Genomic DNA, 15,430 nt, shown 5'->3' with positions numbered 1-15,430 from the left:
GTACCGTAGTTCGATAATTATCGAAATTACGTAAAAAGAACATTACAATCCGCAGTATGCGCGCGTACAACCACCCCTCCCCGGAAGACTTCGTGCTGGAGCGTATCTTCCATGCCCTGAGCGATCCGGTGCGGCTGGAGATCGTCCGGCACCTGTCGCGCGTCGAGGAAGCCACCTGCGGCGAGCTCGACGGCGGCCGCCCGAAATCGAGCATGTCCCATCATTTCCGCATCCTGCGCGAAGCCGGCCTGGTGCGCACCAGCGTCGCCGGCACGGTGCACCAGAACACGCTCCGCCGGGCGGAGCTGAACACGCGCTTCCCTGGCCTGGTGGACGCGATACTCAAGCAGGTGGGCTGAGCCACCGCACCCGGCACACCCGCACCGGCACGCCATGCGCGGCGTTGTATGCCATCCAGCGTCGCTGGTTGTCCTGCAGCCGGTCCCCTGGCCCTTTCACTTCCACCAGCTCGTAGGCATGGCGGGCCGGAAAGAAGCGGATCAGGTCCGGCAGGCCCGAAGTATTCGACGCAACGTCCCGCAGGATGCGGGTGAACCAGGCCTTCAGGTGCGCGACCGGGATGCAATCCAGGGCCAGCGCCAGCAAAGCGTGATCGAGCGCGCCCCAGAATACGAAGGGCGACTGTATGCCCATCTTGGCTTCGAAGGTCGCGAGGATGGCGCGCTTGTAGCTGCCGTCGTCCAGTCGCGCCAGCCGCGCGCCGAAGGCATCCCCGCGCCTGGCATGGAAGTCCGGCGCGTGCAGGTCGGCCGGGCCGCGTTGGAACGGATGGAAGAACGCGCCAGGGAGAGGCTGGAATACCGCCTCCCAACACAGCAGGCCGAACAGCGAATTGATCAGCGTGTTCTCGACGTAAAAGGCCGGGGCCTGCGGCGCGTCCAGATGCTCGCGCACGATGTGTTCGACCGCGCGCGGCTGAGCCGGATGCGGTAGCGTCAGCACGTCGACCGGTATGTCCCGCGCGGCCGGCTCCCTGGCGCGCGGCAGGCCCAGCCGGCGCTCCTGGCGGGCAACCAGGCGGGCGAGCGATTGCGCTTCGGTTTCGTTGAGCGGCGCGCGCGTGGCCTGCAGGGCGAACCGCAGCGCTTCCGCGTGGCGCTCTTGCAGCTCCAGCACCCGCGCGTATCGCTGGCGCGCTTCGGGATGGCCGCAGCCGTCGTAGGCCCGGCACGCCAGATCCCAATCGGCCTGCCGTTCCAGCTGCCGTCCGATCAGGAACCGCAGCTTGGCGTGGCGGTGGCGCAGCCAAGGGGATACGAAGGACGCGGGCAGGATTTCCTCCAGCAGCGCCGCGGCGGATTGCGTGCCGTCCTCGAGCCGCTGCCTGCGTTCGTGCAGCCAGAGATAGGCGTCGACGTCCGCGCGCGTGTGGAAGGCACGCGCGGAATCGGGAAAGGCCACGCGCTCGTATTGCACGATCCCCAGGTCCGCCACGATGAACTCCGACCACGCCTGGCGCAGGTTGCCGAAGAACATCAGGCGCAGGCGGTCGATCAGCGGCGCCACGCGGATGCCGATGGCGAAGTCGCCGCTGTCGTCCCATTCCGTCCAGGCGCGCGGCGACGCGGCGTTCAGCCGCAGCCACTCCACCATCCCCGCCTTGCTCAACGCCGGGCGGCGCATGTCGGCCGGCAAAAGCCGCAACAGCTCGGCTCGCCGGAGCAGCCTGGCGGCGTCCTCCAGCGGCAATACGGGTGCATCATTCACCCACCCTTGCGCCACCAGGTCGCGCGAAGCCGCCACGGGGCAGCCTATTTCGTCATAGCGCAGGGTGCTGCCCCGGAACACCGGTCCCCGGCGCATCAGCATGCGGGTCATCAGCGCCTGGGCCGGCCGCGGCATGGCGGCGAAGGCCGCGATGAAACCGCGTTCTTCCTCGCCCAGCACGTCGTCGTAGCGGGCAAGTATCCAGTCCAGCGCGAAGCGGAAATTGCGCAGGTAGTAGTAGCGGATATCGGGAGATCCAGGGTCGAGCCTGGGCAGGATCGCGGCGGGCATGATCGGATGTTGCTGGATATATCCACAGTATAGCCAGCGCCCGTGGCATTGGTCCTAGCCGCCCTGCCCCGCCGTCGGGATCCCGGCGCCGGACGGGTCGAAGATGACACAGTGGATGAAGTGCAGCTTGGCCACGGCCGGCCGCGGCAGCACGAAGGGATAGAAATCTCGCAGGCCCATTGCCCGCGACATTTCGTTCATGACCCAGGTCGTGCCTATCCAGCGCTTCAGCATGTCGAGGAACGCTTCCGCGTTCGGCGCGTCCGGCCACCAGAGGTCCGCCGCGTGAAAGCCGGTGATTTCCTCGTCTGACGTCGCGGACGCGATGCCATAGCTTTCCGCGGTGTCCAGGGTGTCGCGCAGATGCAGGTAGTGCGCCCAGGTTTCGGCCCAGTCCTCGAAGGGATGGATGCTGGCGTACGCGCTGACGTAATGCTGGGGCCAGTCCAGTGGCGGTCCCTGGTCGTAATTGGCCTGGAGCGCGGCGGCATAGTCCTGGCGCTCGTCGCCGAACAGGACGCGGCACGGCGCTTCCCAGGGCGTGCCCACGACCAGGCGCTGCCAGTAGTAGTGGCCGACCTCGTGGCGGAAGTGGCCCAGCAGCGTGCGGTAGGGTTCGCGCATCTGGATGCGGACGCGTTCGCGCACCGCGTCGTCGGCCTCTTCCAGATTGATGGTGATGATGCCGTCGTCATGCCCGGTCAACACGCGCGGCTGGCCCGGGATGCTGGTCAGGAAGTCGAAGGCCAGGCCGCGCGCCGGGTCTTCGGATACCTTGGACGCCACCGGCAGGCCCAGGCCGATCAACTGCGACACCAGCCTGCGCTTGGCGGCCTCCATGCTCTGCCATAGCGGCAGGTTGCGCGCGACGGACAGGTCGGGAATCGTGCGATTCAGCCGGCAGGCGCGGCACAGGTTGCGGTAGGCGCCGTCTTCCGGTTCGACCAACCAGTTGCAGGCGGCCGCCAATCCGAAATTCTCGCAGCGCCGATAGACCGTGCCGATATCGTCCGGGTCGCCGATGATGCGCCAAGTGTCCACCTGCGGGCCAGGCCGCAGCGGGAAAAGGCGCAGCCGGGACGGCACATAGCCCAGCGGCCGCCTGCATGCCAGGCACTGGCTGTTGCGGAAGAAAATCCGGTGCCCGCACGCGCAATGGTAAGCGCGCGGTGTCACGAGACCTTCGTCCGCGGGATTGGATTCCATGGCTAGTTCGTTCACGGATCGAAACATCCTTCATGCATTGGTTGCGGCGACATGGCACTATGTGAACCTCGAGACGGGCGGTCAATCACCGTTGCCAATTAACACCTGATGGCAGAGCGCGGCGCTGGCGCGACTGGCCTTTTGCAGTACGCTGAAACCGACCCGTTAACGCAAAGGAACGCCATGGGTGATAAGAATAGCGTCGACTTTGAAAACGAAGACAGCATGCGGATATCCACCGGCAGCGTGGGCCTGGACGATATCCTGGGCGGCGGCCTGGACCGCTATCGCATGTATCTCTATGAAGGCAATCCCGGCACCGGCAAGACCACCATCGCCATGCAATTCCTGCTGGAAGGTGCCCGCCAGGGCGAGCGTGTGCTCTACATTGCGCTGTCGGAAACCCGGCAGGAGCTCGCACTGGTCGCGAAGCGCCACGGCTGGACGCTGGACGGTATCGATGTCTTCGAGCTCGTGCCCCAGGAAGGCACGCTGGATCCCGAGCGCGAGCTCACCGTCCTGCACCCCGCCGAAGTCGAGCTGAACGAAACCACCAAGCTGATCGTCGACCAGGTCGAGGCCATCAACCCGTCGCGGGTGGTGCTGGACAGCCTCTCCGAGCTGCGCATGCTGGCCCAGACGCCGCTGCGCTACCGCAGGCAGGTGCTGGCGCTGAAGCATTTCTTCTCCAGCCGCCAATGCACGGTCATCCTCCTGGACGACCTATCGTCGGATTCCGTGGACCTGCAGCTGCACTCGATTTCGCACGGCGTGCTGTCGCTGGAGCAGCTTGCCATCGATTACGGCGCCCAGCGGCGGCGGCTGCGCGTGGTCAAGATGCGCGGCATCGATTTCCGCGGCGGCTATCACGATTTCACCATCAAGAAAGGCGGACTGGCCGTTTATCCGCGACTGGTGGCGGCGGAGCACCATACGCCCTATGCGCAGGGACAGATCTCCAGCGGCAACGGCGAGCTGGACGAGCTCCTGGGCGGCGGGCTGGAGCGCGGCACCAACGCCCTGCTGGTGGGCTCGGCCGGCATCGGCAAGTCGTCGGTCGCGCTGTCGTACGCGATTGCCGCGACGCAACGGGGCGAGCATGCGGTCGTCTATGCCTTCGACGAAGGACGCGGCACGCTGGAAGCGCGCGCCAGAAGCCTGGGCATGGGCATCGACAGCGCGTTCGACAGCGGCCTGCTGCGCGTGCAGCAGATCGATCCCGCCGAGCTCTCGCCGGGCGAATTCGCCGCGCTCGTGCGGCATGACGTCGAGGTAGACGGCGCCCGCACCGTGGTGATCGACAGCCTGAACGGCTATCTGAACGCGATGCCGGACGGCCGCTTCCTGATCCTGCAGATGCACGAATTGCTCACCTTCCTGGGGCAGCAAGGCGTGAACACCATCCTGGTCCTGGCGCAGCACGGACTGATGGGCACGGCCGACACGCCGCTGGACATCAGCTATCTGAGCGACTGTGTCCTGATGCTGCGGTACTTCGAACACGCGGGCACCGTGCGCCGCGCCATATCGGTGGTCAAGAAGCGCGCGGGCCGGCATGAGCACACGATACGGGAGTTCCGGCTGGGCGCCGGGGGTATCCATCTGGGCCCGCCCCTGAGCGCGTTCAGCGGCATCTTCGCCGGCACGCCGAGTTACAACGGCGACAGTCTTCCTCTGATGCAAGGCATGCTCGATGGGGCCGATTGACGATCGCGAGGCGCGTGTCGTCGTCTATGCCCCCATCGGGCGGGACGGACCGGCATCGGCCGCGCTGCTGCACCGGTCCGGACTGGATGTCGAAGTGAGCGCCAGCATGGAGAGAGTCCTCTCCAGCGTGTCGCAAGGCGTGGCGGCCGTGTGCGTGACCGAAGAGGCCCTGTTCGGCGCGCACCTCCAGGCCATGTCGGAATGGGTATACGCGCAGCCCGCATGGTCGGACCTGCCCTTCGTCGTGCTGACCAGCCGCGTCCAGCAACCCGCGGTGGCGGCATGGCGGCAGAAGATGGTCGCGGCCTTGCGCAACGTCTCCTTGCTGGAGCGTCCCGTCCAGGCCATCACGCTGACCAGCGCCGTGCACGCGGCGGTGCGCGCGCGCATGCGGCAATACGAGACGCGGGCGCTGCTGCGCGAACAGGAAGAGGCCGCCGCCATACTGGAAGACACCGTGCGTGCCCGCACCATGGAACTGGAGGCCGCCAATGCCCAGCTGCGCCAGCAGATGACGGAACGCGCCCGGGTCGAGGAAACGCTGCGCCACGCGCAGAAGATGGAAGCGCTGGGCCAGCTCACGGGCGGCGTGGCGCACGACTTCAACAACCTGCTGATGGTGATCTCCGGCGGCCTGCAGATGTTCGACCGCCAGGCCGATCCGAACCGCCGCGCGCGCCTGATGCAGGCCATGCAGCAAGCCGTCGAACGGGGCGCGGGACTGACGCGCCAGTTGCTGGCGTTCGCGCGCCGGCAGCCGCTGCAAGCGGAACCGGTCGACCTGGTGCGGCAGATCGACGGGATGCGCGAGATGCTGGATCGCAGCCTGCGGGGCGACATCAAGGTCGGGCTGCGGCTGCCGGCCGGCCTGTGGCCGGTGGAAGTCGATCCTGGCGAACTGGAACTGGTCCTGCTCAATCTGGCGGTCAACGCCCGCGACGCCATGCCCACGGGCGGCACCATTGAAATCCGCGCCGAGAATATGCCCGCGGTGGACGACGGCGTCCTCAAGGGCGATTTCGTCGGCCTGTCCGTCGTCGATACCGGGACCGGGATGACCGAGGAAGTGAAGGCCCGCGTCTTCGAGCCCTTCTTCACCACCAAGGACGTCGGCAAAGGCTCCGGCCTGGGCCTGGCGCAGGCCTACGGGTTCGCGCGCCAATCGGGCGGCGACGTGCGGATATACACGCAGCTGGGCCGGGGCACCACCGTCCGGCTGTTGCTGCCGCGCTGCCTCAAGCCGCTGTCCGATGCGCAACCCGTGGCGGGCAACGCGGTCGACGCGGCACCATCGTGCGCCCACGTGCTCGTCGTCGAGGACGACGACGGAGTCGCGGCGCTGGTGGGCGAGATGATGGCGCAGCTGGGTTTCGAAGCCACCCGCGTCGCCAGTCCCGCCGCGGCGCTGGGCGCGCTGGCGGACGGCCGCCGTATCGACGTGGTGTTTTCCGACATCATGATGCCGGGCGGGATGAGCGGGCTGGAGCTCGTGCGCGAGATACGCGCCCGCCGCTTCGCCCTGCCCATCGTGCTGACCACCGGCTTCATGGGCCAGGAAGCACGCGCGGCGGAAAGCGACGGCATCCCGCTGCTGCCCAAGCCGTATCGGCTCGAGGACCTGGGCAGCGTGCTGCGCACGGTGCTGAGTGGATGCAACGCGCCCGCCAATGCCCTGGCCGGCCGCTCCAGGTCCACCATGTCCTGATCACGGGACCTCGGCCGGCCGCCGGTTGCTGGCGGCCGGGTCGGGCGAGCGGCCGCGCAACAAGGCTTCCGGATTGCTCTGCAGGTAGTCCGACAGGGCGCGCAGCGAGCGTGCCGTGCGGCCCAGTTCATTCAAGGTGCGCTGCAGGTCGGCGACGGGGCCGCCATCCGTGCCCATCAGGGCCGCGATCTGGCTCATGGCGCGCGTGGCCTGGCGCAGGGCCGCCTGGGCCTCGGGCGCGACCTGGCGATCCAGCCTGGTCATCAGGCGGTTCGCACTGGACAGGGTCGCGCGCAGGTCGTCGCCGATGCGGTCGAAGGGAATCTTCTCGATCTTCGCCGCGATGCTGGCAAGCTGCTGCTGGAGCTGGTCCAGGTTGTTCGGCACCGTGGGGATGTCCACCGGTATGGACATGGCGAAAGCAACCGGCGGCGCCCGCGGAAACTCGTCCAGGGCCACGTAGAGCTGCCCGGTCAGGAGATTGCCGGTGCGCAGCTGCGCGCGCACGCCGCGCTCGATCAGTTGGGCAAGCAGCCTGCCGCTGGGATGCCGGGGATCCGGACCGGCGTATTCGTGCACCACCTGGGCGACCGGGCCCAGCCTGTCGGGGAATATCGTCGCGCTGATCACCGGATAGAACTGCGCGCCCGCGCGATCGAACCGCATGTCGATCGCGTCGACCTGGCCCAGCACGATGCCATGGAAATCGATGGGCGCGCCCACGCTCAAGCCGCGCACCGACTGGCTGAACCTCAATCGCACCGCGAGCGGCGTGCCGTCGGGTTTCGCGCGGGCCGCCTGCTCGTTGACGTAGATGGGAAAGCGTCGGTCGGGTGAACCGGCCGCAGTGCCATCCCCGCCGCCGAAGTCTTCGAAGGCCAGGCCGCCCAGCGCGACCGCCAGGATCGACTGCGTGCGCACCTGCAAGCCTTGCGCATCGATGGAAAGATCCACGCCGCTGGCATTCCAGAAGCGTGTCGCCTCATTGACGAAGCGGTCGTTGGGCGCGTCGACGAAGACCTGCACGTCGACGTGCCGGCCATCGCCGTTCAGCTGGTAGCCGATGACCTGGCCGACCGCGATGCGCCGGTAGTACACGGGCGATCCGATGTCCAGCGAGCCCAGCGTCGCCGCCTGCAGGTTGAATCTGCGGCCGGGCCTGTCCTGCAGGACTTCGGGCGGCGTCTCCAGGCCGATGAAGTCGGTCCTGGGATGTCCGGCCACGGGCTTCGCGGGCGCGTCCACGCCGATGTACGCGCCGGAAAACAGCGTGCCCAGTCCCGATACGCCGCTGAATCCAAGGCGCGGGCGCACCACCCAGAAGTTCGTGCCCTGCTGCGCCAGCGACGCCGCTTCTTTCGCGAGCCTGGCCGTGGCGATCACATGCGAACGATCGTCGGCCAGACGGATACCGTCGATCTGGCCGACGTTCACTTCCTTGTAGCGGATCTGCGTCTTGCCGGCCTCCAGCCCGTCGGCCGTCCGGAAGGTGATCGTGATGGTCGGGCCGGTCTCCAGCCAGGCGCGCAACACGAGCCCGGCGCCCGCGAGCAATGCGACGACCGGCACGGCCCATATCCAGGATATCCGGCGCGCTTTCCGCGTGACCGTGGGTGCGCCGATGGCCGGCCCGTCGCCGGTATCGTTTTCCTGCGCCATGCGTGCCCCCTTGCGGGCCGGCATGCACCGCACGCATGCCCGCGGTCATTGCTGGGACGGCAGCGACCTTTCCCACCTGGCGATCGCATCCACGACCGCTGCCGGGCTTTCCGGTACCAGCGCGTGGCCCGCGCCGGGGATGACGACCATGGTTACGCGGTCGCCGAATTCGTCCTTGACTTCAGTGCGCGTGGCGGCCGGTTTGAAGGGATCGTCGCCCGCCTGCAAGTCTAGCATCGGCGCGCTGCCGCCTGACCACCAATCCGATTGCCTGGTCGCCTTGCCGGCCAGGCGTTCGCTTTCATTGACGCGTGGATACCATCCGGTCAGCCAGACGCTGGCGTCATGGCCGGGCGCGAAGAAGGCGTACTGCAGGGACTTCAGGCGCTCGGCGTCGGGCAGCGACAGGTCGCCGCTGCGGTCGACGTGTTCGCTCAGGCCGGGCGGATACTGCTTGGCGGCGGCCGCCAGGATGACCACGCCGCGCACCAGTTCCGGATGGTCGACGCTGGCGGTGCGCGCGACCCAGTTGCCGAAGGCATGGCCGACGATCACCACGGGTTCACGCACCTGGTCCCGGATGACCGCCGCGACGTCGTTGGCGAGGTCGTGCAGGGTGATGTTGTCCATCGGGCCCGTGCTCTGGCCGATGCCGCGTGGTTGCGGGCGCAGGACGCGGTAGCCCTCGCCCGCGAGCCGGCGCGCGACGTCGTCGAAATCCTCCGCGCCGCGGCCGCGCGATGGCAGCAGCACCAGCGGACGGCCGGCGCCTTCCTCGATCACGTCTATACGGACGTCGGGCGCGGCTTGCACCAGCACATGATGGCGCGCGGCGTCCGTGCCGCCGGCATTGCCATTGCCATTGCCGGCAGTGGGCGGCGTGGCGGCGGCAGCGGACGCCGTGCGCCCTGCCCCTTCCACATTGCGGTCTATCCATCCCAGGATCAGGTCGGCGACCTGCAGGTTGTTCCTGTCCTGCATCATCATGTGCGAGTTGCCGTGTATGCCCATGGCCGGCAGGCTCATGAACTCACCCGTGCCGCCCGCGGACGTAAACGCGGCGATGAAGTCCTGGCAGGCCTTGAAGCGCGGCGCCCAGCGGCTGGACTCCTGCACGTGGTCGCCGAAGACGACCAGGATGGGAATGCCCACCAGCGCCCGGGCTTCTTCGACCTTGGGGCACTCGCCGGGCTCGACGGCGACGATGCCCGCCACGCCCGTCTTGTTCAACGCCGCGGTCTGGAACGGATAGATGCCCGACTGTGAGTGGCTCATCAGCACCGTGCCCTTCAGCTTGATCGCCAGCTTGGACAGGTCGGCGACCGTCGGGTTGGGCGTGGGCAAGGCGGTCAGCCAATCGGGCACCATCTGCTGCCAGAGTTCGGCCTGCGCCTGCACGGGAAACTGCGTGTCCGCGTAGGCCTCGGGGTACTTCGGACCGAAGCGGAAAATGGTCCAGGCCGCTTCATGCCCGGCCGCGAACACCGCCGGCAGGCTGTCGGGCGCGGCCTTGCCCAGGTGCACGGCGTTGATGCCCGAGATATCCGTCGCCGACCGGCCGCGGCCGGCCTGGTCGATGGTGTAGGTGGCGTAGCCCTTGCGCACGAAGTACTGGTTCCAGCCCATCCTGCCGTCGGGCGTGGTTTCCCAGGTCTTGCCGGTCAGGCAGCAGCCATGGATCAGCGTGATCGAATAGGGTTTGGCGTTCACGGGGACCTGGTATTGCACGTACATCTGGTCCACCGTGACGGTGCCGCGCGGATCGTATTTCTGCGTCAAGGACAGGGTTTCCGAAGCCCGTTCGCGGCCGCCGACGAAGAAGCTGCCTTCGTCTTCCAGGACCAGCGGGGGCTTGGCGGCGGGCGCGGCACTGGGGACCGCACTGGGCGCGGCATCCGGGGCCGCCATGGCGGGCGACGCGACGGCAGCGGCCAGTGCGGAAAAAACCGACAGGACGAACAGGCCGGCGAGCGGCCTGGCTAGCAATCCACGCAAGGACATGGCGGGGGCTCCACGAAGATCCATCAAGGACGAACGCGCACGGACGGATGACAGGCCGGATGGCACACCGGCTGGCAAACCGGATGTCAAACGGGCTGTCACACTGGCTGGCTTCTGTCGGCCGCTTGGTGTCGCGAATCGCCCCCGCGGACGGATTTCGCCCAATGACCTTAATGGTTCCCGCGATTCGCCGCAAGTGCCCCGCGGCGTACCGCGGTACGGCAGCCTTATGCGGCGGCCGGCAGGTCGACGCGGCTGGACGTGCGGTCCGCGCCGAAGCGGTAGCTGGACACCGCGATGGCGCCCATGAATTCCTCGCTGTAGATGCGCGTGGCCGGATCGTCCCCGGCGGCGCCCAGCACCACCATGAGCGGGATCAGGTGATCCTCGCGGGGATGCGCCTGGCGTGCGCCGGGCGCCTGCTCCCATTGCGTCAGCGCCTGGCGCCGTGCTTGCGGCGTTGCATCAAGCAGCGCATCGCGCAACCATGCATCGAAGGCCGCCGACGGCGCGGCCGCGCCCGGCCCCCAGTTGCGCAGGTTGTGATAGCTCAGGCCGCTGCCCAGGATCAGTACGCCTTCGTCGCGCAGCGGCGCCAGGGCCTGGCCCGCCGCGATGTGGCGCGCGGGGTCCATGTCCGCCATCATGGACAGCTGCACAACGGGAACATCCGCCTGTGGGTACATGGGCGCCAGCATGCTGAAGGTGCCATGGTCGTAGCCCCTGTCCGGATCGCTGTGCGCCGGCCAGCCCGCATCGGTCAACAGCTTGCGCACCCGTTCGGCCAATTCGGGCGAACCGGGGGCGGGATAGCTGATGTGATACAGGTAATCCGGGAAACCGTAGTAGTCGTAGATCATCCCGGGCCGGGGCGAGGACGACACGGTCAGCTCCGGTTCTTCCCAATGGCCCGACACCACCAGGATCGCCTTGGGCGGCGCGGGCAGTTGCGCGGGTATGTCCCGCAGCGATCGCTCCAGCACCGCATAGCGCTCGCGCATCTGGCCTTGCATGTAGGGCCAGGGCCCGCCGCCATGCGACAGGAAATAGACGGGCATGCGGGGGGCGGCCGGGGTGGCGGTGGTCGTCATGTCTTGAACCTGAACGAAGGGGCGGCGCAATCGGCGCCGCCGGCGAATCAGGGCATTGTGTAACGGCCCGGCCCGGCCGCGCAAGTCAGGGATTCGGCGCCGGATAAAGATGGCACGCCACCTGGCGTCCGGGCGCGACCGTGCGCATGGCCGGGTATTCCGCCTTGCAGACGGGCATCGCCTTGGGACAGCGCGGATGGAAGTGGCAGCCGCCGGGCGGCGACAGCGGCGAGGCAATGTCGCCGTCTATCTTGGCGATGGTGATCTTCTGCCGTGGATCGGGCACCGGCGAGGCCGCCCGCAGGGCCTGCGTGTAGGGATGCAGCGGTTCCTCGAACAACGGATCCACGGGGCCTTTTTCCACCACCCGGCCCAGGTACATCACCGCGACGTTGTTGCAGAAGTGGCGCACGACGCCCAGGTCGTGCGAAATGAATACGAAGCTCAGTCCGCGGCTGCGTTGCAGGGCTTCCATCAGCAGCAGCACCTGCGCCTGGATCGAGACGTCCAACGCCGATACCGGTTCGTCCGCCACGATCAGGCGCGGATTCAGCGCCAGCGCGCGCGCGATGCCCACGCGCTGGCGCTGGCCGCCGGAAAACTCATGCGGATACTTGCTCATGGCCTGCGCCGGCAGCCCGACTTCCAGCAAGGCGGCTTCCACCTTGGCGCGGACGTTCGCCCGCGTGGCCACGCCATGCAGCAGCATGGGTTCTTCCAGCGTCGCGCCTATGGTCATGCGCGGGTTCAGCGACGCATAGGGATCCTGGAAGATAATCTGTATTTCGCGGCGCAGGGCCTGCAGGCGCGCGCGGTCGAAGTCGACGATGTTCTCGCCCTTGTAGCGGACTTCGCCCGACGTCGGTTCGATCAGGCGCAGCAGGCTGCGGCCGGCGGTGGATTTGCCGCAGCCGGATTCGCCGACGATGCCGAAGGCCTCGCCTTCGCGCACTTCGAACGATACGTCGTGCACGGCCTGCAGGACGGCCTTCTTGCCGCCCAGGAAGCCCTGCTTGACGACGAACTCCTTGGACAGGTTGCGTACTTCCAGCAATGCGTGCGCGCTCATGCCGAGGCCTCCTGGCGGGTGTCGATGTCGACGTCCGCGTCGACGGCATCGGCGCGGACCCAGCAGCGCGCCAGGTGGCGGACATCGCCGCCGACCGGCGCCAGCGGAGGGACCGCCTGCCGGCAACGCGGCTGCGCCAGCGGACAGCGATCGGCGTAGCGGCAGCCGGGCGTTTCCACCGTGATGGGCGGCACCTGGCCGGGGATGGGCTGCAGGTCCGCGCGCGGACGATCCACGCGCGGCATGGAACGCAGCAGGGCCTCGGTATAGGGATGCGTCGGCCGATCGAACAGCGACTGCACGTCGGTCTGCTCGATGACGCGGCCGCCGTACATCACGGCCACGCGGTCGGCGATGGACGCGACCACGCCCAGGTTGTGCGTGATGAACACCATGCCCATGTCGCGCGTGGCCTTCAGTTCGGCCAACAGCGCCAGGATCTGCACCTGTATCGTCACGTCCAGCGCCGTCGTCGGCTCGTCGGCCAGCAGCAGCCTGGGCTCACAGGCCAGGGCCATGGCGATCATGACGCGCTGGCGCATGCCGCCGCTGAACTGGTGCGGATAATCGTCGTAGCGCCGCGCCGCCGCCGGGATGCGCACCCACTCCAGCAGTTCCAGCGCCCGCGCGCGTGCCTGTTCGCGCGAGGCGCGGCGATGAAAGCGCACGGACTCGGCGATCTGGCTGCCTATGGTCATGACCGGATTCAGCGAGGTCATCGGTTCCTGGAAAATCATCGCCATGGCGTTGCCGCGCACCTTCTCCATCTGCGGCTCCGACAGCGCGAGCAGGTCCTGCCCGTCCAGGCGGATCTGGCCGCCGGCGATCCTGCCCTGCGCCGGATTGATCAGGCGCATGACCGACAGCGCGGTAATGCTCTTGCCGCAACCGGACTCGCCGACGATGGCCAGCGTTTCGTTGCGGCCCACATGAAGGCTGAGGTCGCGGATCGCGGAATGCCACTGCCCCTTGACGCGGAATTCGGTCGTCAGGCGCGTGACGGACAGGACCGGCGCGTCGGCCTCGTGAGTGAAATTATTCATTGCGCAGTTTCGGATCGGTGGCATCGCGCAACCCGTCGCCCAGCAGGTTCAGCGAAATCATGATGATCAGGATGGCGATGCTGGGGAATATCACCAGCCATGGCGCATCCAGCATGTTCTCGAAGCCGTCGCGGATCATCCCGCCCCAGGTCGCGGTGGGCGGCCGCACGCCCAGGCCGATGAAGCTGAGCGACGCCTCGGTACGGATGGCGGTGGCCAACCATAGCGATCCCAGCACCAGGATCTCGTCCAGGATGTTGGGCAGGATGTGCCGCAGCATCAGGCGCAGGTCCGAATACCCCAGCGCCCTGCCCGCCTCGACGAAATCGCGCTGCCGCACGGCCAGCGTCGGGGCGCGGGCGATGCGGGCGAAGGGCGCGATCGCCGTGAACGAGATCGCGATGATCAGGTTGACCATCGACGGCCCCAGCACCGCCACCACCAGCAGTCCCATGACCAGGCTGGGAAAGGACAGCAGCATGTCCATCACCGCCATGATGACGCGGTCGGTGCGCCCGCCCTTGTAGCCCGCGATCAGGCCGAGCAGGCCGCCGACCACCATGGCCACGGCGATCGACGCCACGCCGATGAATAGCGACACCCGCGCGCCGTACAGGATGCGCGCCCAGACGTCGCGTCCGTAGGTATCCGTGCCCAGCATGTGCTCGGCGGACGGGCCCATCAGCTGCGCGGCGATGTCCTGCTCGTTGGGATCCATGTGCGCCAGCCAGGGCGCGAAGACGGCCGCCAGGATGACCAGCAGCGTGACGATGGCGCCCGCGCTGGCGGCCTTGCGGCGCCAGCACAGGCGCAGCAGCCGCGCGGCGCGCGACGGCGAGGAAACGGCGATAGCGCTCATTGGTTGCGCACCTTGGGATCGATGACCCCGTACATCAGGTCGGTCAGCAGATTGGCCAGCACGATGACGAAGGCGTAGATGACCAGCATGGCCTGCAGGGTGGGATAGTCGCGCGAGTTCAGCGCGATGACGATGAGCTTGCCCAGGCCGGGCCGGTTGAAGACGATTTCCGTCAGCACGGAATTGCCGATGAGCACGCCCAGGTAGAGGCCGATGACGGTGACGATGGGAATCAGCGCGTTGCGCAGCGTGTGGCGCCACACCACGAAGCGCGCCGGGACGCCCTTGGCGCGCGCGGTGCGGATGTAGTCCTCGCCGATGACGTTCAGCATGCTGGAGCGCGTCACCCGGGTGATGTAGGCCACCATGATCAGGCCCAGGTTCAGGGCCGGCAGCACCAGCGCGGCGGCGCGCTTGCCGGGATCGGCATAGCTGGCCTCGCCGATCACTGGCAGCCATTTGAGCTGGATGGAAAACAGCAGCAGCAACAGGATGGCGGAGATGAACGCGGGAAAGGACAGCCCCAGCAGCGACACGCAACGGATGATGAAGTCCAGCGCGCGGTTGCGGTAGCGGGCGGCGATCACGCCCAGGGGCAGGCCCACCACGATGCCGATGACGATGGCCGCCAGCGTCAATTCGATGGTGTAAGGCAGCACCCGCGCCACTTCCGACAGCACCGGCCGGTTGGTGATCATGGAGCGGCCCAGGTCGCCGGTAAGCACCGATCCCATGAAATCCAGGTACTGCCGCCACAGCGGCATGTCCAGTCCCAATTGCCGGTGCAATTGCTCGATCGCCTCGCGCGTCGCGTTCTCGCCCAGGATGACGATCGCCGGATCGCCGGGCGCGATGCGGACGATGACGAAGACGATGGTCAGCACGCCCAGCAGCGTGGGCACCGCCATCAACAGCCGTTTCAGCACATACAGCAACACGGGTTTTTTCCTAACGCGGGAGCCGGAACCGGGAATGCGTGAATACTGCCATCCACATGAAGCCATCGTCAATATGAAATTTTCACTTGCGTGATTCCATCACGAATGGAAGAATTCGCCTGTCCCAATACCC

The 15,430-nt window shown here is 67.5% G+C and carries 12 protein-coding genes; 3 read left to right on the top strand and 9 right to left on the bottom strand.

The genetic code is table 11. The features are described 5' to 3' along the window. Nucleotides 1-56 precede the first annotated feature (56 nt). Complete coding sequence (locus tag CAL26_RS13370) at nucleotides 57-359, top strand: ArsR/SmtB family transcription factor (RefSeq protein WP_094847397.1); 303 nt, start codon at nucleotides 57-59, stop codon at nucleotides 357-359. On the opposite strand, the gene CAL26_RS13365 is transcribed toward CAL26_RS13370, so the two are convergent. After that, nucleotides 343-2,019: a VRR-NUC domain-containing protein gene (locus CAL26_RS13365; protein ID WP_256988405.1), complete on the bottom strand. Its 1,677-nt coding sequence runs from the start codon at nucleotides 2,017-2,019 to the stop codon at nucleotides 343-345. The genes CAL26_RS13370 and CAL26_RS13365 overlap by 17 nt on opposite strands. 54 nt (nucleotides 2,020-2,073) lie before the next feature. Beyond that, the gene (locus CAL26_RS13360) at nucleotides 2,074-3,225 is read right to left on the bottom strand and encodes a zinc-binding metallopeptidase family protein (protein ID WP_256988404.1); all 1,152 of its coding nucleotides are present in this window, start codon (nucleotides 3,223-3,225) and stop codon (nucleotides 2,074-2,076) included. 183 nt (nucleotides 3,226-3,408) lie between these two features. Here CAL26_RS13360 and CAL26_RS13355 point away from each other — a divergent pair, with 183 nt between their 5' ends. Further along, nucleotides 3,409-4,932: an ATPase domain-containing protein gene (locus CAL26_RS13355; protein WP_094847395.1), complete on the top strand. Its 1,524-nt coding sequence runs from the start codon at nucleotides 3,409-3,411 to the stop codon at nucleotides 4,930-4,932. Further along, nucleotides 4,919-6,637, top strand: coding sequence for an ATP-binding protein (locus CAL26_RS13350; protein ID WP_094847394.1), 1,719 nt, complete (start codon nucleotides 4,919-4,921; stop codon nucleotides 6,635-6,637). The genes CAL26_RS13355 and CAL26_RS13350 overlap by 14 nt, the downstream gene beginning before the upstream one ends. Here CAL26_RS13350 and CAL26_RS13345 read toward each other — a convergent pair whose 3' ends face one another. From CAL26_RS13345 to CAL26_RS13315, 7 genes are all read right to left on the bottom strand, one after another. Continuing rightward, entirely contained in the window at nucleotides 6,638-8,296 is a 1,659-nt protein-coding gene (locus CAL26_RS13345) for a PqiB family protein (protein ID WP_094847393.1), read from the bottom strand. A 45-nt stretch (nucleotides 8,297-8,341) separates the two neighbouring features. Beyond that, nucleotides 8,342-10,297: an alpha/beta fold hydrolase gene (locus tag CAL26_RS28650; RefSeq protein WP_256988402.1), complete on the bottom strand. Its 1,956-nt coding sequence runs from the start codon at nucleotides 10,295-10,297 to the stop codon at nucleotides 8,342-8,344. Nucleotides 10,298-10,524: 227 nt separating this feature from the next. Continuing rightward, a complete protein-coding gene (locus CAL26_RS13335) occupies nucleotides 10,525-11,388 on the bottom strand; it encodes a DODA-type extradiol aromatic ring-opening family dioxygenase (RefSeq protein WP_094847392.1) in 864 nt (287 codons plus the stop codon). Between the two features lie 85 nt (nucleotides 11,389-11,473). Beyond that, entirely contained in the window at nucleotides 11,474-12,457 is a 984-nt protein-coding gene (locus CAL26_RS13330; protein ID WP_094847391.1) for an ABC transporter ATP-binding protein, read from the bottom strand. Then, nucleotides 12,454-13,500, bottom strand: a complete 1,047-nt coding sequence (locus CAL26_RS13325) for an ABC transporter ATP-binding protein (protein ID WP_094847390.1) — start codon at nucleotides 13,498-13,500, stop codon at nucleotides 12,454-12,456. The genes CAL26_RS13330 and CAL26_RS13325 overlap by 4 nt, the downstream gene beginning before the upstream one ends. Continuing rightward, nucleotides 13,493-14,359: an ABC transporter permease gene (locus CAL26_RS13320; RefSeq protein ID WP_094847389.1), complete on the bottom strand. Its 867-nt coding sequence runs from the start codon at nucleotides 14,357-14,359 to the stop codon at nucleotides 13,493-13,495. Before CAL26_RS13320 ends, CAL26_RS13325 begins: the two co-directional genes overlap by 8 nt. After that, complete coding sequence (locus tag CAL26_RS13315; RefSeq protein ID WP_094847388.1) at nucleotides 14,356-15,297, bottom strand: ABC transporter permease; 942 nt, start codon at nucleotides 15,295-15,297, stop codon at nucleotides 14,356-14,358. The genes CAL26_RS13320 and CAL26_RS13315 overlap by 4 nt, the downstream gene beginning before the upstream one ends. Nucleotides 15,298-15,430: the final 133 nt, after the last annotated feature.

The organism is Bordetella genomosp. 9, assembly GCF_002261425.1.
In the GTDB taxonomy this organism is placed as follows: Bacteria; Pseudomonadota; Gammaproteobacteria; order Burkholderiales; family Burkholderiaceae_B; genus Bordetella_C.
This window is presented reverse-complemented; position numbering and strand designations above follow the sequence as displayed.